This window comes from Saccharopolyspora indica (assembly GCF_027853965.1).
Classification (GTDB): Bacteria; Actinomycetota; Actinomycetes; order Mycobacteriales; family Pseudonocardiaceae; genus Saccharopolyspora; species Saccharopolyspora indica.
The window spans coordinates 38,101-61,619 of record NZ_JAQGLB010000022.1; the positions used below are offsets into that span (position 1 = coordinate 38,101).

General features: G+C 71.4%; 24 protein-coding genes. 18 read left to right on the top strand and 6 right to left on the bottom strand.

All coding sequences use genetic code 11. The features are described 5' to 3' along the window. Nucleotides 1-36 precede the first annotated feature (36 nt). Entirely contained in the window at nucleotides 37-3,462 is a 3,426-nt protein-coding gene (locus OU416_RS33220) for an indolepyruvate ferredoxin oxidoreductase family protein (protein WP_270931029.1), read from the bottom strand. Nucleotides 3,463-3,617: 155 nt separating this feature from the next. Between OU416_RS33220 and OU416_RS33225 the strand changes: the two genes are divergently transcribed. The 5 genes from OU416_RS33225 (at nucleotide 3,618) to OU416_RS33245 (ending at nucleotide 7,040) form a co-directional block, all read left to right on the top strand. Beyond that, nucleotides 3,618-4,067: an Lrp/AsnC family transcriptional regulator gene (locus OU416_RS33225; protein WP_270931030.1), complete on the top strand. Its 450-nt coding sequence runs from the start codon at nucleotides 3,618-3,620 to the stop codon at nucleotides 4,065-4,067. A 52-nt stretch (nucleotides 4,068-4,119) separates the two neighbouring features. Further along, complete coding sequence (locus OU416_RS33230) at nucleotides 4,120-4,449, top strand: hypothetical protein (protein ID WP_270931031.1); 330 nt, start codon at nucleotides 4,120-4,122, stop codon at nucleotides 4,447-4,449. 33 nt (nucleotides 4,450-4,482) lie between these two features. After that, entirely contained in the window at nucleotides 4,483-5,307 is an 825-nt protein-coding gene (locus OU416_RS33235; RefSeq protein WP_270931032.1) for an arylamine N-acetyltransferase family protein, read from the top strand. A 59-nt stretch (nucleotides 5,308-5,366) separates the two neighbouring features. Next, a complete protein-coding gene (locus OU416_RS33240) occupies nucleotides 5,367-5,936 on the top strand; it encodes an NADPH-dependent FMN reductase (RefSeq protein ID WP_270931033.1) in 570 nt (189 codons plus the stop codon). 147 nt (nucleotides 5,937-6,083) lie between these two features. Then, nucleotides 6,084-7,040 (top strand): DUF3048 domain-containing protein, encoded by a 957-nt coding sequence (locus OU416_RS33245; RefSeq protein WP_270931034.1) that lies wholly within the window; start codon nucleotides 6,084-6,086, stop codon nucleotides 7,038-7,040. A 49-nt stretch (nucleotides 7,041-7,089) separates the two neighbouring features. Here the strand turns inward: OU416_RS33245 and OU416_RS33250 are convergent, their stop codons facing one another. After that, a complete protein-coding gene (locus OU416_RS33250; protein ID WP_270931035.1) occupies nucleotides 7,090-8,004 on the bottom strand; it encodes an endonuclease/exonuclease/phosphatase family protein in 915 nt (304 codons plus the stop codon). A 158-nt stretch (nucleotides 8,005-8,162) separates the two neighbouring features. Here OU416_RS33250 and mshB point away from each other — a divergent pair, with 158 nt between their 5' ends. Together mshB and OU416_RS33260 are read left to right on the top strand one after the other, a co-directional pair. After that, on the top strand, nucleotides 8,163-8,987 hold the full coding sequence (mshB, locus tag OU416_RS33255; RefSeq protein WP_270931115.1) for an N-acetyl-1-D-myo-inositol-2-amino-2-deoxy-alpha-D-glucopyranoside deacetylase: 825 nt from the start codon (nucleotides 8,163-8,165) through the stop codon (nucleotides 8,985-8,987). A gap of 98 nt (nucleotides 8,988-9,085) precedes the next feature. Further along, nucleotides 9,086-9,643 carry an AAA family ATPase gene (locus OU416_RS33260; protein ID WP_270931036.1) on the top strand — a complete coding sequence of 186 codons (558 nt, stop codon included), beginning with the start codon at nucleotides 9,086-9,088 and terminating at the stop codon, nucleotides 9,641-9,643. Here OU416_RS33260 and OU416_RS33265 read toward each other — a convergent pair. Together OU416_RS33265 and OU416_RS33270 are read right to left on the bottom strand one after the other, a co-directional pair. Continuing rightward, nucleotides 9,634-10,335 carry a maleylpyruvate isomerase family mycothiol-dependent enzyme gene (locus OU416_RS33265; RefSeq protein ID WP_270931037.1) on the bottom strand — a complete coding sequence of 234 codons (702 nt, stop codon included), beginning with the start codon at nucleotides 10,333-10,335 and terminating at the stop codon, nucleotides 9,634-9,636. The two genes, OU416_RS33260 and OU416_RS33265, sit on opposite strands and share 10 nt — an antisense overlap. Before the next feature lie 244 nt (nucleotides 10,336-10,579). Then, nucleotides 10,580-11,278, bottom strand: coding sequence for a GntR family transcriptional regulator (locus OU416_RS33270; RefSeq protein ID WP_270931038.1), 699 nt, complete (start codon nucleotides 11,276-11,278; stop codon nucleotides 10,580-10,582). A 276-nt stretch (nucleotides 11,279-11,554) separates the two neighbouring features. Between OU416_RS33270 and OU416_RS33275 the strand changes: the two genes are divergently transcribed. From OU416_RS33275 to OU416_RS33295, 5 genes are all read left to right on the top strand, one after another. Beyond that, complete coding sequence (locus OU416_RS33275; RefSeq protein ID WP_270931039.1) at nucleotides 11,555-12,775, top strand: NRAMP family divalent metal transporter; 1,221 nt, start codon at nucleotides 11,555-11,557, stop codon at nucleotides 12,773-12,775. 7 nt (nucleotides 12,776-12,782) lie between these two features. Beyond that, a complete protein-coding gene (locus OU416_RS33280) occupies nucleotides 12,783-13,544 on the top strand; it encodes a LamB/YcsF family protein (RefSeq protein WP_270931040.1) in 762 nt (253 codons plus the stop codon). Continuing rightward, a complete protein-coding gene (locus tag OU416_RS33285; RefSeq protein WP_270931041.1) occupies nucleotides 13,544-14,155 on the top strand; it encodes a 5-oxoprolinase subunit B family protein in 612 nt (203 codons plus the stop codon). Before OU416_RS33280 ends, OU416_RS33285 begins: the two co-directional genes overlap by 1 nt. Next, nucleotides 14,152-15,006, top strand: coding sequence for a 5-oxoprolinase subunit C family protein (locus tag OU416_RS33290; RefSeq protein ID WP_270931042.1), 855 nt, complete (start codon nucleotides 14,152-14,154; stop codon nucleotides 15,004-15,006). The genes OU416_RS33285 and OU416_RS33290 overlap by 4 nt, the downstream gene beginning before the upstream one ends. Before the next feature lie 235 nt (nucleotides 15,007-15,241). Continuing rightward, nucleotides 15,242-16,024: a putative hydro-lyase gene (locus tag OU416_RS33295; protein ID WP_270931043.1), complete on the top strand. Its 783-nt coding sequence runs from the start codon at nucleotides 15,242-15,244 to the stop codon at nucleotides 16,022-16,024. A gap of 3 nt (nucleotides 16,025-16,027) precedes the next feature. On the opposite strand, the gene OU416_RS33300 is transcribed toward OU416_RS33295, so the two are convergent. After that, a complete protein-coding gene (locus tag OU416_RS33300; RefSeq protein ID WP_270931044.1) occupies nucleotides 16,028-16,642 on the bottom strand; it encodes a MerR family transcriptional regulator in 615 nt (204 codons plus the stop codon). A 108-nt stretch (nucleotides 16,643-16,750) separates the two neighbouring features. On the opposite strand from OU416_RS33300, the gene OU416_RS33305 reads away from it, so the two are divergent. The 4 genes from OU416_RS33305 to OU416_RS33320 all read left to right on the top strand — a co-directional run bounded on the left by OU416_RS33305 (nucleotide 16,751) and on the right by OU416_RS33320 (nucleotide 20,693). Next, the gene (locus OU416_RS33305) at nucleotides 16,751-17,206 is read left to right on the top strand and encodes a DoxX family protein (RefSeq protein WP_270931116.1); all 456 of its coding nucleotides are present in this window, start codon (nucleotides 16,751-16,753) and stop codon (nucleotides 17,204-17,206) included. Nucleotides 17,207-17,358: 152 nt separating this feature from the next. Then, nucleotides 17,359-18,948, top strand: a complete 1,590-nt coding sequence (locus tag OU416_RS33310) for an alpha/beta hydrolase (RefSeq protein WP_372907233.1) — start codon at nucleotides 17,359-17,361, stop codon at nucleotides 18,946-18,948. A gap of 321 nt (nucleotides 18,949-19,269) precedes the next feature. Further along, on the top strand, nucleotides 19,270-19,737 hold the full coding sequence (locus OU416_RS33315) for a hypothetical protein (RefSeq protein WP_270931046.1): 468 nt from the start codon (nucleotides 19,270-19,272) through the stop codon (nucleotides 19,735-19,737). A gap of 404 nt (nucleotides 19,738-20,141) precedes the next feature. Then, nucleotides 20,142-20,693, top strand: coding sequence for a TMEM165/GDT1 family protein (locus OU416_RS33320; RefSeq protein WP_270931047.1), 552 nt, complete (start codon nucleotides 20,142-20,144; stop codon nucleotides 20,691-20,693). Between the two features lie 140 nt (nucleotides 20,694-20,833). Here the strand turns inward: OU416_RS33320 and OU416_RS33325 are convergent, their stop codons facing one another. Continuing rightward, nucleotides 20,834-21,223 (bottom strand): hypothetical protein, encoded by a 390-nt coding sequence (locus tag OU416_RS33325; protein WP_270931048.1) that lies wholly within the window; start codon nucleotides 21,221-21,223, stop codon nucleotides 20,834-20,836. A 259-nt stretch (nucleotides 21,224-21,482) separates the two neighbouring features. On the opposite strand from OU416_RS33325, the gene OU416_RS33330 reads away from it, so the two are divergent. Next, nucleotides 21,483-22,229, top strand: a complete 747-nt coding sequence (locus OU416_RS33330; protein ID WP_270931049.1) for an IclR family transcriptional regulator — start codon at nucleotides 21,483-21,485, stop codon at nucleotides 22,227-22,229. Nucleotides 22,230-22,326: 97 nt separating this feature from the next. Beyond that, the gene (locus OU416_RS33335; protein WP_270931050.1) at nucleotides 22,327-23,382 is read left to right on the top strand and encodes a saccharopine dehydrogenase family protein; all 1,056 of its coding nucleotides are present in this window, start codon (nucleotides 22,327-22,329) and stop codon (nucleotides 23,380-23,382) included. Nucleotides 23,383-23,519: the final 137 nt, after the last annotated feature.

Here is a 23,519-nt window from a genome sequence, read left to right on the forward strand (position 1 = left end):
CCGGTCTCGGGTGGAACCGGCACCCCTCGACATCTGTCAGACCGCGGCGACCCGCTCGGGCGTCGGCGCCTTGAGCAGTTCGGACTGCTTCGCGCGGTAGGTCTCGACGTTGGCGAGCTTGATCTCCTCGTAGCCGCGGATCACGTCCGGCAGCTCCGCCAGCTCCAGCAGCGCCGGGTGGTCGGCGGCCACGGCGCGCTCGACGACGCCGCGGTACTGCTCGACCAGTTCGCGCTCCACGCGGCGGACCTTGGCGTAGCCGAACAGGTCCAGCCGGGTGCCGCGGACCTTGCGCATCGCGCGCAGCAGCCGGAACACCTGGCGGAACCACGGGCCGAGGCTGATCTTGCGATCCATGCCCAGCGCGCGCAGCACCGGCGGGTGCAGGCGGAAGGCGTAGCGGGAGCCCGGGCCGAACTGGGCCTCGATGTCGGCCTGCAGGCGCTCGTCGAGCGACAGGCGGGCGACCTCGTACTCGTCCTTGTAGGCCATCAGCTTGTAGAGGTTGCGGGCCACCGCCTCGGCCACCGCGTCCGAGCTCGACCGCCGCACCTTCTCGACGAACTCCGCGTAGTCGCGGGCGTAGGCCTCGTCCTGGTAGTCGACCAGGTCCGGGATCCGGATGTCGAGCAGCCGGGCCAGTTCCGAGCCCTCGTCGGCCTTCACCAGCGCCCGCACCCGCTGCGCGGCCGGGCCCGGCGCCGGCGGCTCCACCGGGGCCGGGGTGATCTCGGCCCGCAGCGCGTCCGGGTCGGCGATGGCCTGGCGGCCGCGGCGGAACGCCTGGACGTTGGCCGCCACCGCCGTGCCGTTCAGCTCGATCGCCTGCTCGATGCTCTCGGCGGACAGCTGCAGCGCGCCGCACTGGTAGGCCGCGCCGAGCTGGAGGATGTTGGCGAACTGGTCGTCGTCGAACAGCTCCTCGGCCAGGCCGCGCGCGTCCAGGTAGAACGCGCGGGAGGTGGCGTCGTCGAGGGCCGAGCGGATGCCGGACTGCTCGGGGAACGAGACCTCGGTGTCCACCACCATCCGGCCGGTCGGGACCTCGGTCGTGGACACCACCGCGGTCGTCCGCTCCGCGGCGGCCGCCGCCAGGTGCACCGGGTCGGCGGCCACCAGCAGGTCGCAGCCCAGGTAGAGGTCGCACTCGCCGGCGGCGAGCTTCGGCGCCTGCTCGACCGGTGCCGAGGTGATCTTGAGGTCGGAGACCACCGCGCCGCCCTTCTGCGCGAGGCCGATCTGGTCCAGGGTGCGCACCTGGCGGCCGTCGATCACCGCTGCCGTGGCCAGGATCTGCGTCACCGTGACCACGCCGGTGCCGCCGACGCCGGTGATGCGGACGGTGAAGTCGTCGTCGCCGCGCTCCGGTTCGGGCAGCTCGGAGGCCGTCAGCTCGCTGATCTCGCGGTGCTGCTTGCGGCCGCTGGGCACCACGGTCAGGAACGACGGGCAGTCCCCGGCCAGGCAGGAGTAGTCGACGTTGCAGGACGACTGGTGGATCTGGGTCTTGCGGCCGAACTCGGTGCCCACCGGCTGCACCGACAGGCAGTTGGACTTCGCGCCGCAGTCCCCGCAGCCCTCGCACACCCGCTCGTTGATCAGCACCTTCTCGGCCGGGGTCGGCTGCTTGCCGCGACGGCGCTTGCGGCGCTTCTCCGCCGCGCACTCCTGGTCGTGGATGAGCACCGTGACGCCCGGTACCTCGGCCAGTTCCGCTTGCGCGGCGAGGAGTTCGTCGCGGTGCCGGATCGTCACCCCGCGGGGCATCAGACCGCGCAACCGCTTCGGCGCGTCGCTGGTCACGATGACCTTCGAAACGCCTTCCAGCAGCAGGAGTTCGGCGATCTTGCCCACCGGCAGCGCGCCGACCGCGTCCTGCCCGCCGGTCATCGCCACCGCCGAGTTGTGCAGCAGCTTGTAGGTGATGTTCACGCCCGCCGCGACGGCGGCGCGCACCGCCAGGCTGCCGGAGTGGGTGAAGGTGCCGTCACCGATGTTCTGCACGAAGTGCTCGGTGCCGACGAACGGCGCCATGCCGATCCACTGGGTGCCCTCGCCGCCCATCTGCGTGATGCCGACGACGTCGCCGACCTGGTCGGGATCCATGAACAGCGCCATGGTGTGGCAGCCGATGCCCGCGCCGACCACGGTCCCGTCGGGCACCTTGGTCGAGGAGTTGTGCGGGCAGCCGGAGCAGAAGTACGGCGTGCGGGCCAGCAGCGGGACGGAGATCCGCTCGCGCCTGCGCCGCTGGCGCCAGGCGTCGACCTGCGGGACCTCGCCGTGCGCGGTCAGCCGGTCGGCCAGGCCGCGGGCGATGCGGTCCGGGTCGAGCTCGCCGAGCTCGGTGAACAGGGTGCGGCCGTCGGGCGTCTTCTTGCCGTGCACCTGCGGCGCGTCCGGGCTGCCGTAGAGGATCTCCTTGATCGCCTGCTCCAGGAACGACCGCTTCTCCTCGACCACCACGATCTCGGTCAGCCCCGCGGCGAACTCCCGGACGATGCCGGGCTCCAGCGGGTGGATCGCGCCGAGCTTGAGCAGCCGGATGCCGAAGTGGGCCAGGTCCTGCTCGTCCAGGCCGAGGGTGCGCAGCGCCTGGCGGAGGTCCAGGTAGGACTTGCCCGCGGCGACGATGCCGATCCGGTCTCCGGCCGTGGACCGGGTGATCCGGTTGACGTCGCTGCCCCGCAGGTACTCCAGCGCCAGCGGGATCCGGATGTTGTAGAGGCTGCTCTCCAGCCCGGCGAGCTCCGCGCCGAGCAGCCGGGCGCTGGGCCGGTGCGAGTAGGCCTCCGCGCGCATCTCGGGCGGGGTCCAGTCCGGGGTGACGGTCGCGGTCCCGGCCGAGTCGGCGACGTTGGCCACCACCTTCAGCGCCGACCACAGCCCGCTCGCCCGGGACAGCTCGACGGCGTGCCGCCCGAAGTCCAGCACGTCCTGGGAATCCGCCGGGAAGAACGTCGGGATGTGCAGGTCGGCCAGCGCGGCCTCGGAGGCGGCCGGAACCGTGGAGGACTTGGCGTTCGGGTCGTCTCCGACCAGTGCGACCGCGCCACCGCGCGGGTCGGCGCCCGCGAGGTTGGCGTGCCGCAGGGCGTCGCTGGCCCGGTCCAGGCCGGGAGCCTTGCCGTACCAGACGCCGAGCACGCCGTCCGGGTGCTGCGTGCCGAGGCGTCCGGTGAGCTGGCTGCCCAGCACGGAGGTGGCGCCCAGCTCCTCGTTCACGCCGGGCCGGTGCACCACGTCGTGCTCGCCGAGCAGCTTCGCGCGGCGGGCCAGCTCCAGGTCGAACCCGCCCAGCGGGGAGCCCTCGTAGCCGGAGACGAACGCCGCGGTGCTCGACCCGGCGCGCCGGTCCAGCCGGATCCGGTCGAACAGCACCCGCACCAGGGCCTGCACCCCCGTCACGTAGACCGTGCCCGCCTCCCGGAGGTAGCGGTCGTCCAGCGTGAACCCGGCCATGTCGAACTCCTTCTCCCGGCAGGCATCGTGATCGCCGACACTCCAACTCATATCGGTGTGGCGCACAACACCGCGACCCGAAACGGTGACGTCGACGCAAACTTCGGTCGCTGAAGCCCTTCCGCGCCGCTGAATTTTGCGTAATATCGCTGCGCATGGCCGATCAGACGCTCGATGCGACGGATCACGAGATCCTGGCGCTGCTGCGCGAGGACGCGCGCCGCACGCTGTCGGACATCGCCACCCGCGTGACCCTGTCCACAGCCGCGGTGAAGCGGCGCATCGACCGGTTGCAGGAACTGGGCGTGATCCTGGGCTACACCGTCCAGCTCGACCACGCCAAGCTCGGCTGGCCGGTGGAGGCCTTCATCGAGCTGCGCTTCCTGGGCACCAGCAACGTCGACGAGATCGTCCAGACCACCACGCGGATGCCGGAGGCGCAGGCGGTGTTCACCATCGCGGGCGACCCGGACGCGCTGGTCTGGATGCGGGTGCGGGACATGGCGCACCTGCAGCGCACCATCGACGAGATCCGCCGCAGCCACCGCGTGACCAGCACCAAGACCCTGATCGCCCTGGACTCCTGGCAACGCGGAGTCAGGTGAGCCGGGGATCTCCGGGAGGACAAACCGGTCCGGACCGGACATGCTGGACCGCATGCTCGGTGATCTGGAGTTGGCCGCGGTTCCGGCGCTGCTGCCCGCCGGGCCGCCCGGGGTGGAGATCCGGTTGGACGGGCTCGTCGTGGGCGAGCTGGAGCTGCGGGTCTGCCACGCCTGCGAGGTCGTCGTGCTCGAGCACGTTCGCATCGACCGGCGTTGCCGCCGCCGCGGGCTGGCCACCCTCGCCGTCGGCCTGCTGCGCGAATCCTGGCCGGACTACCGGTGGAGCTCGGGCCCGTTCGAGCCGACGACCGAGGCGCTCGGCTTCTGGCACTCCCTCGGCGGCATGCCCGCCGAACCCGACGAGTGCGAGCACCTGCGTTGACTTCCAGCGCACTCGAATTGCCAGGCTGAGCGCATGGCGAAGCACGCGAAGAACGAGTGGCAGGCGGAAGAGGTCGATCTCGAGGGCTACCTGGAGCGGATCGGGCACCCGGCGGTTCCCGGGCCGTCGGCGGCGGCGCTGCGCTCGCTGCACGAGGCGCACGTCCAGACCATCCCGTTCGAGAACATCGACGTGCTCCTGGGGCAGGGACCCGGGATCGAACTGGCCACCATCTACGACAAGCTCGTCCGCCGGCGGCGCGGCGGGTACTGCTTCGAGCACGGGCTGCTGTTCGCGGCGGTGCTGGAGAAGCTGGGCTTCGACGTCGAGCGGCGGATGGCGCGGGTCGAGCCCGACGGTTCCGGCTACCGGACGCACATGGTGCTGCGGGTCCGGGTCGAGGGCGCGGACTACCTGGCCGATGTGGGCTTCGGTGCCGGAGTGCTCTCGCCGATGCCGTTCGAGGACGGCGCGGTGGTGGACCAGGCGGGCTGGCCGCACCGGCTGGTCCGCAATGGTCCACTGTGGAACTTGGAGAAGGCGGGCGCGGACGGGTGGGAGGTGCTGCACGCCTCCGACGAGCTGCCGCAGCGGTTCACCGACTACGAGGTGGCGAACCACTACGTCGCTACCCACCCGCACTCGCCGTTCGTCGCCAAGCCGGTGGTGTACCGGCTGGCGCCCGGGGTGAGCCGGGGCCTGGTCGGCGACAAGCTCACCGTGGAGCGGGCCTCGGGCGAGCGGGAGGTGACCGAGGTGACGCCGGGCCGGCTCCGGGAGGTGTTGCGCGACCTGGGAGTGGAGCTGTCGGAGCAGGAGTTCGACGGGCTGCGGAGGACGTTCGGAGCCACGTCTTGACTTCAAGTAATGTCGAAGTTCCATGATGATCTGGAAGCCGATCACCATGGGAGGAAGAGATGACCGAGAACCGACTGCGCGTGGGCATCATCGTCGGCAGCACCCGGGAAGGGCGGTTCGCCAGGACCGTGGCCGACTGGTTCGCCGCGCAGGCCCGGCAGCACCCGGAGCTGGAGATCGACCTCATCGACCTGGCGGAGGTCGACCTGCCCGCGGTGATGCCCGCGTCGGAAACCCAGCAGCTGCGCGACTTCACGGCCCGGCTGGACGCCGCCGACGGCTTCGTGGTGGTCACCCCGGAGTACAACCACGGATATCCGGCGCCGCTGAAGGCCGCCATCGACCTGGGGCACGCGGAGTGGCAGACCAAGCCCGTCGGATTCGTCGGCTACGGCGGCATCTCCGGCGGGTTGCGGGCGGTGGAGCAGCTGCGGCAGGTCTTCGCCGAGCTGCACGCGGTGACCGTCCGCGACACGGTCAGCTTCCACCACGCCCACGGGCGCTTCGACGCGGACGGAAACCCGCACGACACCACCGGTCCGGCCGCGGCGGCGAAGGTGCTGCTGGACCAGCTCGTGTGGTGGGCGCGGGCGACCTCTGAGGCGCGCGACCGGCGTCCGTACAGCTGAGCAGTGCCGTGAGCGTTTCGGGGTGCCACAGCGCCCCGAAGCGCTCACGGAACTCTTGCCGGGGAAAGACGCCAGTCGGCCCCTTGTCGGCGCCGTTGCAGCGGGTGAAGCTACCCGGCAGCGGACCGCTCCGCAGGGGGAGGCGCGATGTGGTGGTTGCGCGTGTTCGGCACGTTGGTCGCCGTCGGGGCCGTGGTGCTCGGCGGGCTCGCGCTGCAACCGGCCGGCACGCGGACAGTGCCGATCGCGGTGCCGCCACCACCGCCCGAACCGCCACCACCAGCGCCGCCGCCCGTCGGGCCGCCAGTGCTCGCGGTGAAGGTGGACAACGCGCCACCGGCCCGCCCGCCGACCGGCATCGGCGCGGCCGACGTCGTGTACGTGGAGCCGGTGGAAGCCGGGATCAGCCGGTTGATCGCGGTTTTCGGCACCCGGCGACCACCGGTGGTCGGGCCGGTGCGCAGCGCGCGGCAGACGGACCTGCGGCTGCTGCCGCAGTTCGGCCGCCCCGCGCTGGCGTTCTCCGGCGCGGCACCGGAACTCCTGCCCGAGATCGGCCGGACGCCGGTGGTCAGCGCTCCGCCGGAGGCGGTGCCCGGCGCGTACTACCGCGGTCCGGGGCAGATGCCGCACAACCTCTACGTGCGTCCGTCCCGGTTGCCCGCGGGCGAAGGCTGGTCGCCGAACGCCGCGCCGACGTTCGGGCCGGTGCCCGGCGGCGGTGTCCCGACCAGCGGCGAGGAGGTCTCCTACCGGTCGGCGCTGGTGGGCTTCACCTGGTCACCGGCGGAGCAGCGGTGGCTGGTGTCGATGGACGGACGACCTTACGCGGCCGCCGACAGCGGACGTCTCATGCCGAGCACCGTTGTGCTGCAAGAGGTTCCGGTGTCGGACTCGCCGTTCCAGGACGTGGTGGGCAACGCCTCGCCGTTCGCGGAGACCGTGGGAACCGGTCGTGCCGTGGTGCTCCGCGACGGCTCGGCGTTCGAAGGCCGCTGGCACCGCCCGGCCCCGGAACTGGGCACCACCTACGCGGATCCGGCCGGGGAACCGATCCCCTTCGCCCCCGGCCAGATCTGGATCGTGCTCGTCCCGGCACCGTGAGCGGTCAATTTCGTACGAAATTGACGCCGCGCCCGGGCGCGGGTCGCGGTCAGACGAGGTCGACCAGGGCCTGGACCGGGAGGTGGTCGGACGGGAAGTGGCCGTCGCGGCGGAAGTCGTTGATCGCCGCCGCGCGCACCGCGACCCGGTCGTTGTGCAGGATCCAGTCGATGCGCTCCTTGCCCTCCACCGGCTCCTCGTATCCGCCGAAGGTGCCCCATGCCGGGGTGAGCCGCTGCTGCGCGGTCGTCCAGGTGTCGGCCAGCCCGCCCGAGGTGAGGATCCGGTAGGACTCCGAGTCGCCTGCCGGGGTGTTGAAGTCGCCGGTGAGCACCACCGGCAGGCCGGCGTCGAACCCGGCGATCCGCTCGCCCACCAGCTGCGCGCTGCGCTGCCGGGACGGCTCCGACTGGTGGTCGAAGTGCGTGTTGACGTGGACGAACTCGCGGTCGCTGCGGCGGTCGTGGAAGCGCACCCAGGTGACCATCCGGATCACGTTGTTGCCCCAGGACTTGGAGCCGATCACCGACGGCGTGCCGGAGAGCCAGAAGTGGTCGTAGTCCAGCGGTTCCAGGCGGCGCGTGTCGTAGTAGACCGACATGAACTCGCCGCGGCCACCGCCTTCGCGGCCCAGTCCGATCCAGTCGTAGAACGGCGGGAGGTCCTGCAGCACCTCCTTGACCTGGGTGTACAGCGCCTCCTGCACGCCCAGGACGGTGGGCTGCTCGGTGCCGAGCAGCTCGGCGAGGATCGGGCGGCGGGTGCGCCACGAGTCGGGGTCCGGCGGCGCGGCCTTGGTGTCGGTGCGGATGTTGAAGCTCATCACGTGCAGCTGCCGGCCCTTGGCCGGTCCGATCAGCGCCTCGCCTGCCGGTGCGGCCGCCGCCTGCCCGGTGCCGAGCGCGCCCGCGACCGCTGCGGCGCCTGCCAGGCCGAACACGCCCCGTCGGGATAGTCCAGACACGATGCCTCCTTCTTCTGCGCCCGGAGATCCTCACCCGGTGCGGCCCGGTGGTGGTTGGCCGATGGGCGAACATTGCCGGAACTTCCCCGCCGCTCGGGATTTTCCCACCCGGTGTCGGTGGGCGCGGTTAGGCTCGAAGCATGAATGATCGTCGTCTTCTGCTGGTGCACGCCCATCCCGATGACGAGGCCACCGCGACCGGCGCCACGATGGCCCGCTACAGCGCGGAAGGTGCCTCGGTCGCACTGGTGACCTGCACCAGCGGCGAGCTCGGCGAGGTCGTCACCGACGATCTCGCGCACCTGCGCGGCGACCAGGAGGCGCTGGGCGAGCACCGGCGCGGGGAGATCCGCGCGGCGCTGGCCGAGCTCGGCGAGATCCGGCACCACTGGCTGGGCGGGCCGGGCCGCTTCCGGGACAGCGGCATGGCGGGCGAGGACGGCAACGCCGCGCCCGGCGCGTTCGCCGCGGCCGACCCGGCCGAGGTCACCCGGGCCATGGTGGAGATCCTGCGCGCGGAGCGGCCGCACGTGGTGGTGACCTACGACGAGAACGGCGGCTACGGGCACCCGGACCACATCGCCGCGCACCGCGCGGTCATGACCTCCCTCGACCCGGCCGCCGACCCGGACTACGCGCCCGAGCTCGGCGAGGCGTGGCAGGTGCCGAAGGTGTACTGGACGACGCTGCCGCGCTCGATCCTCAAGCAGGTCGAGGAAGCCGGGGTGGAGGGCTTCGAGCCGTACACGGTGCCCGACGAGGAGCTGACCGCGATGGTCGACGGCCGCGACTTCCACGCGAACAAGATCGCCGCGCTGCGCGAGTACCGCAGCCAGGTCAACCTCGACGACGGGGAGTTCTTCGCGAAGCTGGTCCTGCGCCCGGAATTCGCCCTGGAGCACTACCTCCTGGTCCGCGGCGACCGAGGCCCGGGAACCGGCCCGAACAACTGGGAACCGGACCTCTTCGCCGGACTCGGCTGAGCAGTCGTGCCGCGGTGGTGGTGCCACCGCGGCACGAGGCGGCGGGTCGCGCGAAATCGCCGACCTGCCCGGAAGCGGAGATCTCTAGACTGCGCGGCATGCCGCGACTCATCCACCTCAACGGACCGCCCGGCATCGGGAAGTCGACGCTGGCGCGGCGCTACGCCGACGACCACGTCGGTGTGCTCAACCTCGACATCGACCAGCTGCGGGGGCTGATCGGCGGCTGGCGGGACCGGTTCGCGGAGACCGGCGAGATCGTCCGCCCGATCGCCCTGAGCATGGCGGCCACGCACCTCGGCGCCGGGCGCGACGTCGTGATGCCGCAGTTCTTGGGGCGGTTGAGCGAGATCGAGCGCTTCGAGGCCGTGGCGCGCGAGAACGGCGCCGAGTTCCGCGAGATCGTCCTGATGGACAGCAAGGAACGATCCGTCGAGCGCTTCGCGCGGCGCGGCGAGGACGACGACCTGCCGTGGCACGGGCAGGTCAAGGAGATCGTCGCCGAGCAGGGCGGGGCGTCCTTCCTCGGCGGGATGCACGACCGGCTCACCGAGGTGGTCCGGCTGCGGCCGGACGCGACCGTCCTCGCCAGCGAGGCCGGCGCGGTCCAGCGCACCTACGAAGCTCTGGTCGAGATCCTCGACGCTCAGTCCTGAGCGCTCGACCGCTGGCCCGGGATCGGGTGCGGCGGCCACGGGCCCAGCTCGGGCAGCGGACCGGCCGGGGTGCGCTGCGGGGTGCGGCCCGCGAGCCAGGCGGCGAGGTCGTGCGCACGGCCGCTGATCTCGGCGGGACCGGTCGACCAGGTGCCCGGGCCGTCGGTCTGCCGGAGCGCGAATCCCTCCGGGAGGCGGGGGAGCAGGAAGTCGATGGCGTGCGCGGAGAACTCCGGGTGCCACTGCTGCGGGCCGACGCCGACGTCCAGGTCCACCAGGTGGATCCAGATCTCGCGCCACCGCATCCGCACGATCCCGGCCAGGTCGCCGTTGCGGAACCGCACCGGACGGTCCCAGTCGGCGTCGGTCGCCTGCGACCAGACCGCCTCCAGCGCCGCGCTGTGCCGGTCGAGCCGGGCCCGGTGCTGCTCGGCGCTTCCTCCGGAGAGGCCCTCGATGATCGCGTCGCGCTCGGCCTGCCCGCCGTCGTAGGCGTCCACGAGCTCTCCGCGCAGCGCGTGCGCCGAGACCCGCGCGAATGCCCGCGCGTTGTCCGTCAGGTGCGCGAGCACGTGCCCGCGGCTCCAGCCGGGGAGCAGCGAAGGCGCGGCGACCTGCTCATCGGTCAGTGCGGAGATGGCCTCGCGGAGGTGCTGGTGCCCCTCGACGACGGCGTTCAGCGGAAGCCTCACGCACGGCGATCTTAGAGCTGTTGGTGGTTGTTCTGCGTGGGTGGTCGCTTGGCGGAACCTGAGAGGCTCCCTGGACTGCGGGTGCCCCTCCTGATGTATGACCGATACACGGCGGAGGGGCCGTCCTCGCCAGGAAGCCCCTCAGAACCCGCAGGTGGTCGACCTGCGTGCGTACTCAAAGCGGCTGGCGCCGCTTGCACAAGCGCGGACGGCTACGCCGACAGGTTCTTAGACCTGTCGGGGATCACTCCGGCGTGTAGCTGCGATAAGCGGCGACGAGCTGCGCCTCGGCGGCGTCGAAGTAGCCCTCCAGGCGGTCGGCGGCGTCCTGCACCCGCCCGCCGCTGATCAGGTCCGAGATCTCCCGGTGCGGCTTCAGGTACGGCTCGTGGAGCTCGCGCGGCCGGGACATCCGGTGGAACGCCAGCCGCAGTTCGGCCAGCAGCCGCCGCATCGTCTCGTTCACCCGCGGGCTCCCGGCCAGCGCCGCCAGCGCCTCGTGGAACCGCATGTTCGCGGTCCCCACGTCCCACCAGCGCTCCTCCGCGGCCGCGCGCTCGCCGTCGGTGACCGCCTGGTCCACCGCCGCCACCAGCTCCGCCGGAGCCTCGCCCGCCCGGCGCACCGCGCTGATCTCCAGCAACCGGCGGATCCGGTAGAGATCGATGACGTCCTCGTCGCTGAGCACCCGCACGAACACCCCGCGGTGGAACTCGTGCACCAGCAGCCGCTCGTGCACCAGCAGCCGGAAGGCCTCGCGCAGCGTGTTGCGCGACACCGCCAGCGCGCGGCCCGCGCTCTCCTCGGACAGCCGGGTGCCCGGTGCCAGCGCGCCGTCGATGACCCGCTGGCGCAGCAGGTCGGCGACCCGTTCGGCCGTGCTCGTGCGGTCGAGCAGCGACCGGTCGGCCGCCAGGAGGTCCGCCCACGGGTCCGCGGTCAAGCCAACTCCCAACACTTGCAGTTGATCTCGAGTGTAAGAGCCTGTCGGTGGTTGCGTTGCGCGCGTGGTCGCTCAGCGGAACCCGAGCGCTTCGCCGGGCCGCTGGTGACGAGCGCGGGCGGCTGCGCCGACAGGCTGTAACGAGAAAGTTCCACGGAGGGTATTGCAGGATTGTTCAACAATTCTCTATGTTGACCCGAACCGCCTGCCAGTGCGGTCCCCAAGTCGACGTTCCCGTCACCGGCCACCCGTCGGTGCGCAGCTGATCGGAGTGCCATGGCTGAGACGACCACGGCCGAGAAGGGATCTTCGGCCGCCAAGCGCCGCACCCTGCTCGGCGCGGTGTTCCTGATGGCCACCAGCGCGATCGGACCCGGCTTCATCACCCAGACCACCGAGTTCACCGTCCAGCTCGGCGCCGCGTTCGCCTTCGCGATCCTGGTGTCGATCCTGGTCGACATCGCCGTGCAGCTGAACGTCTGGCGGGTCATCGGCGTCTCCGGCATGCGGGCGCAGGACCTGGGCAACAAGGTGGTGCCCGGCCTCGGCTACGTGATGGCCGCGCTGGTCGTCTTCGGCGGGCTGGTGTTCAACGTCGGCAACATCGCGGGCACCTCGCTCGGCCTGGACGCGCTCGTGGGCCTGGACGCCAAGATCGGCGGCACGCTCTCGGCGGTCATCGCCATCGGCATCTTCCTGAGCAAGAAGGCCGGCGTGGCCATGGACCGCATCGTCGTGGTCCTCGGCGTGGTGATGATCCTGCTGACCGCCTTCGTCGCGTTCTCCTCCGCGCCGCCCGTCGGCCAGGCGCTGGTGCAGGCGGTGTGGCCCAGCGAGGTCGACTTCCTGGCCATCACCACGCTCATCGGCGGCACCGTCGGCGGCTACATCACCTACGCGGGCGCGCACCGGCTGGTCGACGCCGGGGTGACCGGCCCCGAGCGGATCGTCGACGTCAGCCGCAGCTCGGTCGTCTCGCTGCTGGTGACCGGCGTGATGCGGCTGGTGCTGTTCCTCGCGATCCTCGGCGTCGTCGCCGGTGGCGTGGCGCTGACCTCGGCCAACCCGACCGCCGAGGCGTTCCAGCACGTCGCGGGCGAGTTCGGCATGCGGCTGTTCGGCATGATCCTCTGGGCGGCCAGCATCACCTCGGTCGTCGGCGCCGCCTACACCTCGGTGTCGTTCCTGGTGACGTTCTCGCCGAAGCTGGAGCGGTCCCGGAACTGGCTCGTGGTGGGCTTCGTGGCGATCTCCGCCGTGGTGTTCCTGCTGCTCGACAAGGCCCCGACCACGCTGCTGGTGCTGGCGGGCGCGCTCAACGGGCTGATCCTGCCGGTGGGCTTCGGGGTGCTGATGTTCGTCGCAGCCAAGCGCCGCGACCTGCTCGGGGGATACCGCTACCCGCGGTGGTTGCTGATCGTGGGTGTGGTCGCCTGGCTGCTGACCGTGTACCTGGGATACAACGCGCTCGGCGGCATCGCCGCGCTGTGGAAGTGAGGTGGGCATGGACCTCAACTCGGACCTCGCGGAGGGCTTCGGCCGCTGGGAGCTCAGCGATGACGAGGCGCTGCTGCGCATCGTGACCAGCGCGAACGTCGCCTGCGGCTACCACGCCGGGGACGCCACGGTGATCCGCGACGCCGTCGAGCAGGCCGCCAAGCAGGGCGTCGTGGTCGGCGCGCAGGTGAGCTACCGCGACCTGGCCGGGTTCGGGCGGCGGTTCATCGACGTGCCGCCGCGCGAGCTGGCCAACGACGTGATCTACCAGATCGGCGCGCTGGCCGGGTTCGCCCGCATCGCCGGGACCGAGGTCGCCTACGTCAAGCCGCACGGCGCGCTCTACAACGCGATCGTGCACCACGCCGAGCAGGCGGCCGCCGTCGTCGAGGCGGTGCGCGCCTACGACCCGTCGCTGGCGGTGCTCGGGCTGCCGGGCTCGCAGTGGCTGGAGCAGGCCGAGCGCGCGGGGCTGCGGGTGTTCCGCGAGGCCTTCGCCGACCGCGCTTACACCCCGGAGGGCACGCTGGTGTCGCGGCGCGAGCCCGGCGCCGTGCTGCACGACCCCGAGCTGATCGCGCAGCGCTGCCTGCGATTGGCGGCCGGGGAGCCGATCGAGGCCGTCGACGGTTCGCGGATCCGCGTCGAGGCCGACTCGATCTGCGTGCACGGCGACAGCCCCGGCGCGGTGGCCATCGCCGAAGCCGTGCGGGACCAGCTGGTCGCCGGCGGGGTCGAACTGCAGCCGTTCGCCGCGCGAGGGCTGTGATGCGGTTCCTGCGGTGCGCTGATTCGGGCTTGCTCATCGAGCTGGCCGACCTCGAAGCCGTGCAGGCGCTCTACGCCGCGCTCGCCGAGGCGCCGCCCGAAGGAGTCACGGATCTGGTCCCGGCGGCGCGGACGTTGCTGCTGCACCTGGATCCGCTGCGCGCCGACGTCGCCGCGATCGAGGCGGCGGTGCGCACCGTCGAGCCGCGCGGGACCGCCGGCGGTGACGGTGCTCTGGTGGAGGTCCCGGTCGTCTACGACGGCGCGGACCTCGCGGAGGTGGCGGAGTTGACCGGGCTCACCGAGCGCGAGGTGGTGCACCGGCACACGAGTGCGGTGTGGACGGTCGCATTCGGCGGTTTCGCACCGGGATTCGGCTACCTCGCCGGTGGCCCGCCGGAGCTCGCGGTGCCGCGGCGGGCCGAGTCGCGGACCAAGGTGCCGCCGGGTTCGGTCGGCCTCGCCGGTGCGTTCAGCGGCATCTACCCGCGCGAATCGCCCGGCGGCTGGCAGCTGATCGGGCGCACCGATCTCGAGATCTGGCGGGTGGACCGCACTCCGCCCGCACTGCTGCGCCCGGGCGTGCGGGTGCGCTTCCAGGAGGTCCGATGAGCTGCTTGCAGGTGCTCGCCACCGGGCCGCTCGCGACGGTCCAGGACCTGGGGCGCCCGGGGCTGGCGGGGATCGGGGTCGGCACCTCGGGCGCGGCCGACGGCGGCGCGTTCCGGCTGGCCAACCGGTTGGTGGGCAACGACGAGGGCGCGGCGGCGATCGAGGTCACCTTCGGCGGGCTCGAAGTGCGCGCGACCCGGGACCTGACCGCCGCGGTGACGGGTGCGCCGTGTCCGGTCACCGTGGACGGTCGTGGTGCCGCGGTGAACTCGGTGCTGCGCATTCCCGCTGGTGCGGTCGTGCGGCTGGGGATGCCCGATCGCGGCCTGCGCAGCTATCTCGCCGTGCGCGGCGGTGTCGCCGTCGAGCCGGTGCTCGGTTCGAGGGCCACCGACGTGCTGGCAGGCCTGGGGCCGGAACCGCTGGCGCCGGGCGCGGAGCTGCCGGTGGGGCCGCCGCCGCCGCGATTCCCGCAGGTGGACCTGGCGCCGGTGGCGGCGTGCGAGGCCGGTGAGATCACGCTGCGCGTGACGTTCGGGCCGCGGCAGGACTGGTTCACCGAGGACGCGCTGACCGCGCTGGTCGGCAGCTCCTACGAGGTCACCTCGGACAGCAACCGGGTCGGCATGCGGTTGGCCGGCCCGGCGCTGGAGCGCTGCCGCACCGATGAGCTGCCCAGCGAGGGCATGGTGGCCGGCGCGCTGCAGGTGCCGCCCTCGGCCCGGCCGACGCTGTTCCTGGCCGACCACCCGGTCACCGGCGGCTACCCGGTGATCGCCGTGGTAGTCGCCGCAGACCTGGACAAGGCCGCCCAAGCCCGGCCGGGCCAGCGAATCCGCTTCCACCGCTGAGATTCGGTTGGTGGTTGTTTTGCGTGGCGGTGCGGTTGGCGGAACCTGAGTGCTTCCCTGGACTGCGGGTGCCCCTCCTGATGTATGCCCAATACACGGCGGAGGGGCCGTCCTCGCCAGGAAACCACTCAGAACCCGCAGCGGTGCAAGCTGCGTGCGTACTCAAAGCGGCTGACGCCGCTTGTACAGGCGTGGACGGCTACGCCGACAGTGCTGATAGACGAGGAGTTCCGCGATGACCGAACCTCAGGAGATGACCCCGGAGCAGGCCCGCGCCGCGTTCCGCGCCGGGCTGCGCGTGCCGACCTCGGGCTACAGCGCGGGGTGGACCCAGGCCAACCTGATCGCGCTGCCGCGCGAGTTCGCCTACGACTTCCTGCTGTTCGCGCAGCGCAATCCGCGCTCCTGCCCGGTGCTCGACGTGACCGAGCCCGGTGAGACCAGCGCCGGGATCTTCGCGGGCGACCTGCGCACCGATCTGCCCGCCTACACCGTCTACCGGGACGGCGAGCTGGTCGAGGAGCGCACCGAGGTCGTCGACCTGTGGCGGGACGACCTGGTGTCGTTCCTGGTGGGGTGCAGCTTCACCTTCGAGGCCGCGCTGCTGGAGGCGGAGGTCCCGGTGCGCCACATCGAGGCGGGCAGCAACGTGCCGATGTACCGGACGAACCGCGAGTGCCGCCCGGCGGGCAGGCTGTCCGGGCCGATGGTGGTGTCGATGCGCCCGGTCCCGGCCGAACTCGTCCCCGCCGCTGTCCGCGTCACCTCCCGCTACCCGTCCGTGCACGGTGCTCCGGTGCACGTCGGAGCGCCGGAAGCGCTGGGCATCGCCGACGTCGACCGGCCCGACTTCGGGGACGCGGTGGAGATCCGCCCCGGCGAGATCCCGGTGTTCTGGGCCTGCGGGGTGACTCCGCAGGCAGCGGTGATGCGGTCCAAGCCGCCGTTCGCCATCGGCCACGCGCCGGGCCACATGGCCATCACCGACAGCCGCGACAGCCGCTACCTGGTTCCGTAGCGGTCACGACCCGTCGCCGTAGCGGCGAGCCGAGGCGTCCGCCTGCGCCAGGCGGCGCAGCGCGAGCAGCAGCGGCTCGACCAGCACCGTGCCCAGGACCAGGTAGCGCACCGCGGTTTCCTTCGACTCCACCGGGACTCCGGAGACCTCGCCCTCGGCGAGCTCGCGCATCGCTCGCGCATAGGTGAGCACGGCGTCCTCGGACAGCGGGAAGTCGGCCGCTTCGAGGGCGTCGAGCGCTGCGGCCAGTTGCCGGACGGCTTGCCGGTCAGCGCTCTGCACCCGCCAGCCGAGCCGTTCCAGCACCGCTTCCGCCGCGCCGGTGTCCACCTCGTCGTCGACCGCCGGGCCCAGCGACCGGTGCGCGGCGCCGAGCAGGTCGTGCATGGTCTCCGGCGGGTCGTCCAGCTGCGCCAGCACTTCGCGGGCGGCCGCGACGCTGAGCCCGCCGACGCCGATGAGCGCGCGCACCAGCCGCAGCCGCGCCACGTGGCTCTCGTCGTACTGCGCCTGGGTCGCCGAGGTCAGCCGGCCTTCGTGGAGCAGTCCTTCCCGCAGGTAGTACTTGATCGTCGCCACCGCGACGCCGCTGGTGCGGCCGAGTTCGGAGATGCGCACGCCGTCGACTCCTTGAATTGGATAGTGCCACTTTCTTATATTGGATAGCGTTGCTCTCCAATATACCGGTGCGGCCGGACCCGGCCGCCGCTGAAGGGACTCGTGCGCGTGGAACCGCTCATCACCCTCGTCGTCGTGACCGCTGTGCTGCTGGTGGCCGGAGCCGCCGGAGTCCGCAAGCTGCGCCCCTGGCCGGTGGCCGTCCGCGGCGGGCTGGCGGCCATGTTCGTGCTGACCGGCGTCGTGCACTTCGTGCACATGCGGGAGGAGCTGATCGCGATGGTCCCGCCCGCGCTGCCCGCGCCGGGACTGCTCGTGACCATCACCGGGGTGCTCGAACTGCTCGGCGCGGCGGGCTTGCTGCTGCGGAAGACCGCGCCGTGGGCCGCCGCGGGGCTCGCCGCGCTGCTGGTGGTGATGTTCCCCGCGAACGTCCACAAAGCTCTGACCGCCCCGGCCGACATCACGGATGCGCTGCTGCCCCGCACCTCGATGCAAATCGTCTTCCTGGCCGCGGCGGTCTCGATCGTCGTGCACCACGTGCGGCGGACCGAGGTGCGCTGAGCGTCCGATTTGGACCGCGGAATCGCGCTGGTGGAACCGGGATTCGGCCGAATACCGCGTTCCGGGTCCGCCGGGATTCGTGCATTCTGCGGTGTGGCGGCGGCCGTTCCGCCTGTTGACTCCGGTGCGGAGTTGACCCGTGGAACGAGGAGGTGCTCGTGGGGGCGCATTCGGGCCGATTACGCAAAGCACTGGCCGTGGCGGCGAGCGCGCTGGTGGCGGGCACCGGGTTGGTGGCATCCGCCTCGGCCCAACCGGCCGCCGAGCCGGTCTCCTGGGAGAAGTGCGATCCGGCGGACCTGAGCGGGGTCCCGATCACCCAGCGGCACCTCTTCCGGTGCGCCACCTACCCGGTGCCGATCGACCACGACGACCCGAGCAAGGGCACCGTCGAGCTGGCGATGATGCGGCGCGCGGCGACCAGTCCGGACCAGCGCATCGGATCGCTCTTCCTGAACCCGGGCGGCCCCGGCGGCAGCGGCTACAACCGGCCGACGACGGCGGTCGACCGCTTCGACCCGGCGGTGCTGGAGCGCTTCGACATCATCGGCTTCGACCCGCGCGGGGTGAACAACAGCGATCCGCTGCGCTGCTTCAAGTCCGCGAAGCAGGCCGAGGAGGTGCTGGGCCGGATCTCGTCGGTGCCGGTCACCGACGAGCAGATCAGCACCACCATGGACGCCTACCAGGAGTACGGCGAGTCCTGCGCGAAGAACGCCGGTGAGCTGCTGCGGCACATGTCCACCGAGGACGTCGCGCGGGACCTGGACCTGATGCGGCAGGGCGTCGGCGACGACCGGCTCAACTACGTCGGCTTCTCCTACGGCACCCTGCTGGGCGCGACCTACGTCAACCTGTTCCCGGAGCGCAGCCGCGCGATCGTGCTCGACGGCAACGTCGATCCCGCGCTGCGGACCTCCGACGGCGTCCAGTACGACCGCGAGCGCGCGCAGGGCTTCGAGCTCGCGCTGGACGGATTCCTGAAGCGCTGCGCCGAGAACCCGGGCAAGTGCGCCTTCGGCGATGGCGACCCGCGGGCGAAGTTCGACGAGATCCGCGATCACCTGCGCGAAGAGCCGATCACCATGCCCGACGGCACGGAGATCACCCTCGACCAGTTCACCGACAGCACCGGAAGCGCGCTGTACAACCCGGAGAAGTTCCGGCAGCTCGCCACCGACCTGCAGTCGCTGCACCGCCAGCTGAACCCGAAGCCCGGGCTGGTCCCGGAACTGCTCACGGTGCTCAACGTGCCGACCGGGCTCGGCAGGCTCGACGCGGCACCCGACGCCGAATCCAGCTACGTCGACGACAGCTACTTCGCGGTGAACTGCACGGACAAGCCGATGCCCGCCGAACCCGAGCGGGTGGCGGAGATCGCGGCGCGGTGGGAGGCGGAATCGCCGACCTTCGGCCGCTCGCAGGCGTTCAGCGACCTGGCCGGCTGCGCGACCTGGCCGGAGACCACCGCTGACGTGCACCGCGGCCCGTGGGCGCACCAGGCGGAGAACCCGGTCCTGCTGTTCGGCAACAGCTACGACCCGGCGACCCGCTACGAGTTCTCCCGCCGGATGGAGCAGCAGCTGGGCAACGCCCGCCTGGTCACCGTCGAGGCCCACGGCCACTGCATCCTGGGCGGTCGCAGCTCCTGCGCGGACACGATCGCGGCGAACTACCTGATCGACCTGGAAGTCCCGGAACCGGGCTTCGTCTGCCAACCCGACGAGCAGCCGTTCAGCTGAGCGGTGGCGCGGAGCCCTGAAGCGAAAAGATCCCCCGTCCGAGGAGAAGGGCGGGGGATCTTTCTCGTTGGGGTCGACGCGCCGGTCGCCTCTGCGGCGAGTGGCGCGACGCGGCTCCAGCCGAACGGTATTCCGCGACGGCGATAGTTGAGGCCCGGGGGACACGGGCGCATCGACCAGCCTGTTCAACGGGCGGGCGGGTGGTGGTGTTCCTGGTGCGGCTGTGAGCCGTCCCTCACTCGATCGAGAACCCGTCCCGACATGCGACGGTTCGATGCTTGACTCCCGGGAATCCGCTGTGCTTGGCCTTAGCTTCGGAGCATGGATTTCCACGACGAGATTCGAATCGGACAGCACACCTACGGAGTCAAGGCCAGGGGCGAGCCCGCGGGCGAGGGCCAGCCGGCCGGTGTGGCGGTGGAGTTCACCGGCGCGGACGCGGACGGCCGCGTGGTGGCGGAGGGCACCCTGCTGATCGCCGTCGACGGGCTGGGCGATGCCGGTGCCTTCCTGATCCGGACCCTGGACGGCCTCGCCGCGCTGCACGCACCGTGGTCGAACGGTCGCGGGCGCAGCCGACCACGGCCGCCGAACGCGGGACGCGCGTGGACCGACTCCGACGGCGAACTGCTGCGGGAGCGGTGGCTGAGCGCGCTCGGCGACTCGGCTGGACGGCTGGCCGGGGAGCTCGCCGAAGAGCTCGGCCGCACCCGCGCCGCGGTGCGCGCCCAGCTGCCCAGGCTGGGGTGCGACCCGGACCTGCCGGGGCGGGCGCTCGGGCGGTCCTGACGTCGGCGCAGGTCGCGACCGCTCCTGCTGAATTCCGAACGCCGGTGGTTCGCAATTCGGGAAATGCGTGGTTGGTTCGGCGAAATTCCTGTTCTCGGCGTGCCGAAAACTCCATTTGGAGAATCGGAATGATGGAATGGGTCGCGGCGTTCGGATTGGGCTTTGGATATTTCGCGGAAAGGAGGTAATGTTCCGGATCGGAGAAGGGGAGTAGTCCGCAATCCCGCGGTCGACATGCTGGTGCCCGTTCGGTGCGCACCCGGTCGCGGAGCCTTGGATCAGAGGTGGGCGAGACCTTCGGAACCGGCAATGGCATGCCGGGCCGAAGATGCTGCGCGCCTTCGTCCTGGCTGTGATCGAAGAGGTGGGTGTTCATCGTGCTGGGCAGTCTTGCGCTGAGTTCCGTGGCGATCTTCGTGGCGGAGCTCGGGGACAAATCCCAATTGATGGCGATGACCTTCGCGACCCGCTACCGCGCGTGGCAGGTGCTGCTCGGCATCACCATCGCCACCACCGTGGTGCACGCGGTTTCCGTCGCGCTGGGCTTCGGGATGGGCGAACTGCTGCCGACCGAGTGGATCGCGCTGATCGCGGGAGTGGCGTTCCTGGGCTTCGCCGCGTGGACGCTGCGCGGTGACCGCCTGACCGAGGAGGAGAAGCGAAAGGCCTCCCGGCGCGCGGGTTCGGCGGTGCTGGTGGTGACGGTCGCCTTCTTCCTGGCGGAGCTCGGCGACAAGACGATGCTGGCCACGGTCACGCTCGCCACCCACCACGACTGGCTCGGCACCTGGATCGGCTCGACGATCGGCATGGTGGTGGCCGACGCGCTGGCCATCGGCATCGGCCTGCTGCTCGGAAAGCACCTGCCGGAGCGGCTGATCCGCTACGGAGCGGCGGCGCTGTTCGCCATCTTCGGAACCTGGCTCGTCGTCGACGCGGCGCTCGCCCTCCTCTGACCGGAGCGAGAACAACGCCCCCGGCAGCAGCATGCGCCGCAGGCGAGCAATTCACCTGCGGCGCATGCACCGGCGCGGATTTCAGGCAGCGCCCGGGATTCCGCTGTCCGCACCGTTGCGCGAAATCCGCCGCTGGGAAGTCAGCACTTCTCGAACGTCGTTGAGGAAGAGCGGTAGGTGGCTCCGGTGGAGCTGACGGTTTCCGTGTAGACCTCGACGGTGGCGCCGGTGTTGCACGGGGCCTTAGCCGTCAGGTTGATCTCGGTGCCGCTCTGCGCCAGCTCGCCGATCACCTTGGGCGTGGCGTCCTTCTGGGCCACCACGATTCGGACGTTGACCGTCGCGGTGTTCAGGCAGCCGGTGCGCCCGCCGTTGGCGACCAGCGTGTTGCCCTCGCGCGTCGGTTGGTAGGCGAAGAGCGCGCACGCCGGGGCTTGCTCGGGGGTGGCGGCGATCGCCGGGACCGCGGGCGCGATCGCGAACGCGGTGAGCGCGGCCGCAATGCTGAACAGGACGGGTGAACGTCGCATTCCGATGCCTTCTTTCCGTCTGCCGGATTGCCGTCAGTGGGCATCGGGAGTCGATCACCCGGCGTGATAGCTGTCAATTCGGGGCCGAGTGGGGGGAAGTTTTTCACCCGACCGAGTAAGGCTTTTCGGCGTGTCGTCCGGGCCTGCATTCCGCGCAATTCCCACGGCTCCAGTAAATATGAATCGAGATCACGTCTCGGTGGTTGTGCAATATGTGCAATACGTCTGTTAATCTTGCAGTCCGGCTGAGGGGGTGGGGATGTCCAAGACGGTCGCCAAGGCGGTCCACGTGCTCGAATCCCTCGCCGCGGCGCCCAAGACGATCGCCGAGCTGGCGCGGGAGCTGGGCGTGCACAGCTCGTCCGCGCTGCGCATGGTGCAGCCGCTGGCCGACGGCGGGCTGATCGCCCGCGGGCCGGACAACCGGTACCGGCTCGGGCTGCGGCTGGTGGAACTCGGCCAGCAGGTGCTCGACGAGATGGACCTGCGGGTCCTCGCCCGGCCGCACCTGATCGCGCTCGCCGATGCGACCCGCGCGACGGTGCACCTGGCCCAGCTGGTGGACGACCAGATCGTCTACGTGGACAAGATCGAGGGCGCGGCGACGATCCGCACCTGGTCGCGCATCGGGCGAGCGGTGCCGCTGCACACCGCAGCCGCCAGCAAGGTGATCCTGGCCGCGCTACCGGCACCGCACTGCGACCGGCTGCTGGCCGCGCACACCTTCACCCGCTTCACCGAGCGCACCATCACCGATCCGGCCGAGTTCCGCGAGCACCTCGCGACGGTCGCCCGCCTCGGCTACGCGACCGATCAGGCCGAGTTCGAGCCCCTGGTGCACTGCATCGGCGTCGCGATCCCGGACGCGACCGGACAGCTGGGCGCGGCGATCTCGCTGACCACCGTCCGGGCCTCGGCCGACCAACCGGCGGCGGACAAGCCGCTGCACCGGATGCGGGAGGCCGCGAACGCGATCGCCGCCGCGCTCGGCCGCCCGCTGCGATGACGCCCGCCAGGGTGATCGACGAAACTCCCGGCAACCCGTGACCCCGCTGAACGGTGTTCGTTAGCAGGATGTTCGGCGCTACCCGGAGAGGATCGCGATGACCTGGATGATCTACGGCGCGAGCGGCTACACCGGGAGGCTGGTCGCCGACCTGGCGGTCGATCGCGGGGAACGCCCGGTGCTGGCCGGTCGTGACCCGGCGAAGGTCGCCGCGGTGGCCGCCCCGCGCGGACTGCCCCACCGGACCTTCGACCTCTCCGATCCTGAAGCGGTGGACGCCGGTCTGGAGGGCGTGGACGTCGTCGCGCACTGCGCCGGTCCGTTCTCCGCGACCTCGGCGGCGATGGTCGACGGCTGCCTCCGCAACGGCGTGCACTACCTGGACATCACCGGCGAGATCGACGTGTTCGAGGCGGTGTTCGCGCGGCACGAGCAGGCCCGCGGCGCCGGTTCGGTGCTGCTGCCCGGTGCCGGTTTCGACGTGGTGCCGACCGATTGCCTGGCCGCGATGGTCGCCGCCGAGCTGCCCACCGCGACCCACCTCGACCTCGCGTTCCAGGCCAGCGGCGGGATCAGCGGGGGCACGCTGAAGAGCGCGCTGGAGGGCGCGGCGCTGGGCGGTCGGGCCCGCATCGACGGCGAAGTGCGAGTGGTGCCGATGGGCTGGCGGCGACGCGAGGTGCCCTTCCCGTCCGGCCCGCGGCGGGTCACCTCGCTGCCCTGGGGCGACGTGAGCACGGCTTACCGCAGCACCGGGATCGGCAACATCACCACCTTCGCCCACCTGCCGGGCCTGGACCGGGCGGGCGCGCGGTCCAGCCGGCTGTCCCAAGCGCTGATGCGCACGCACGTGGTGCAGCGGCTGGGCAAAGCGGCGATCGGCGCCGTCGTGCGCGGCCCTGGCCTCACCGCCCGCTCGCGCAGCTGGGTCGAGGTGTACGCCGAGGCCACCGACGACTCCGGGCGCAGCGTCTCCGCGGCCCTGATCGGCCCGGACACCTACGACCTCACGGCCGACTCGGTCCTGCGCGCGGTCAACGCCCTGCAGTCCGAACCGCCGGAACCGGGCGCCCACACGCCGTCCACGGCCTTCGGCGCGGACTTCGTCCGCCGCCTCCACGGAATCCGCATCATCGAACCGGCCCGCCGCTGACCGGCCCGTCACCCGGAGCGCGGTCAATTTCGCGAGAAATTGACCATCACCCGGGTGAACGTCAATTTCTCGCGAAATTGACACCGGGCCCTGCGGTGGGGCTTGGGCGGAGGACTTCTGCTGGTGTGGGTCGTGAG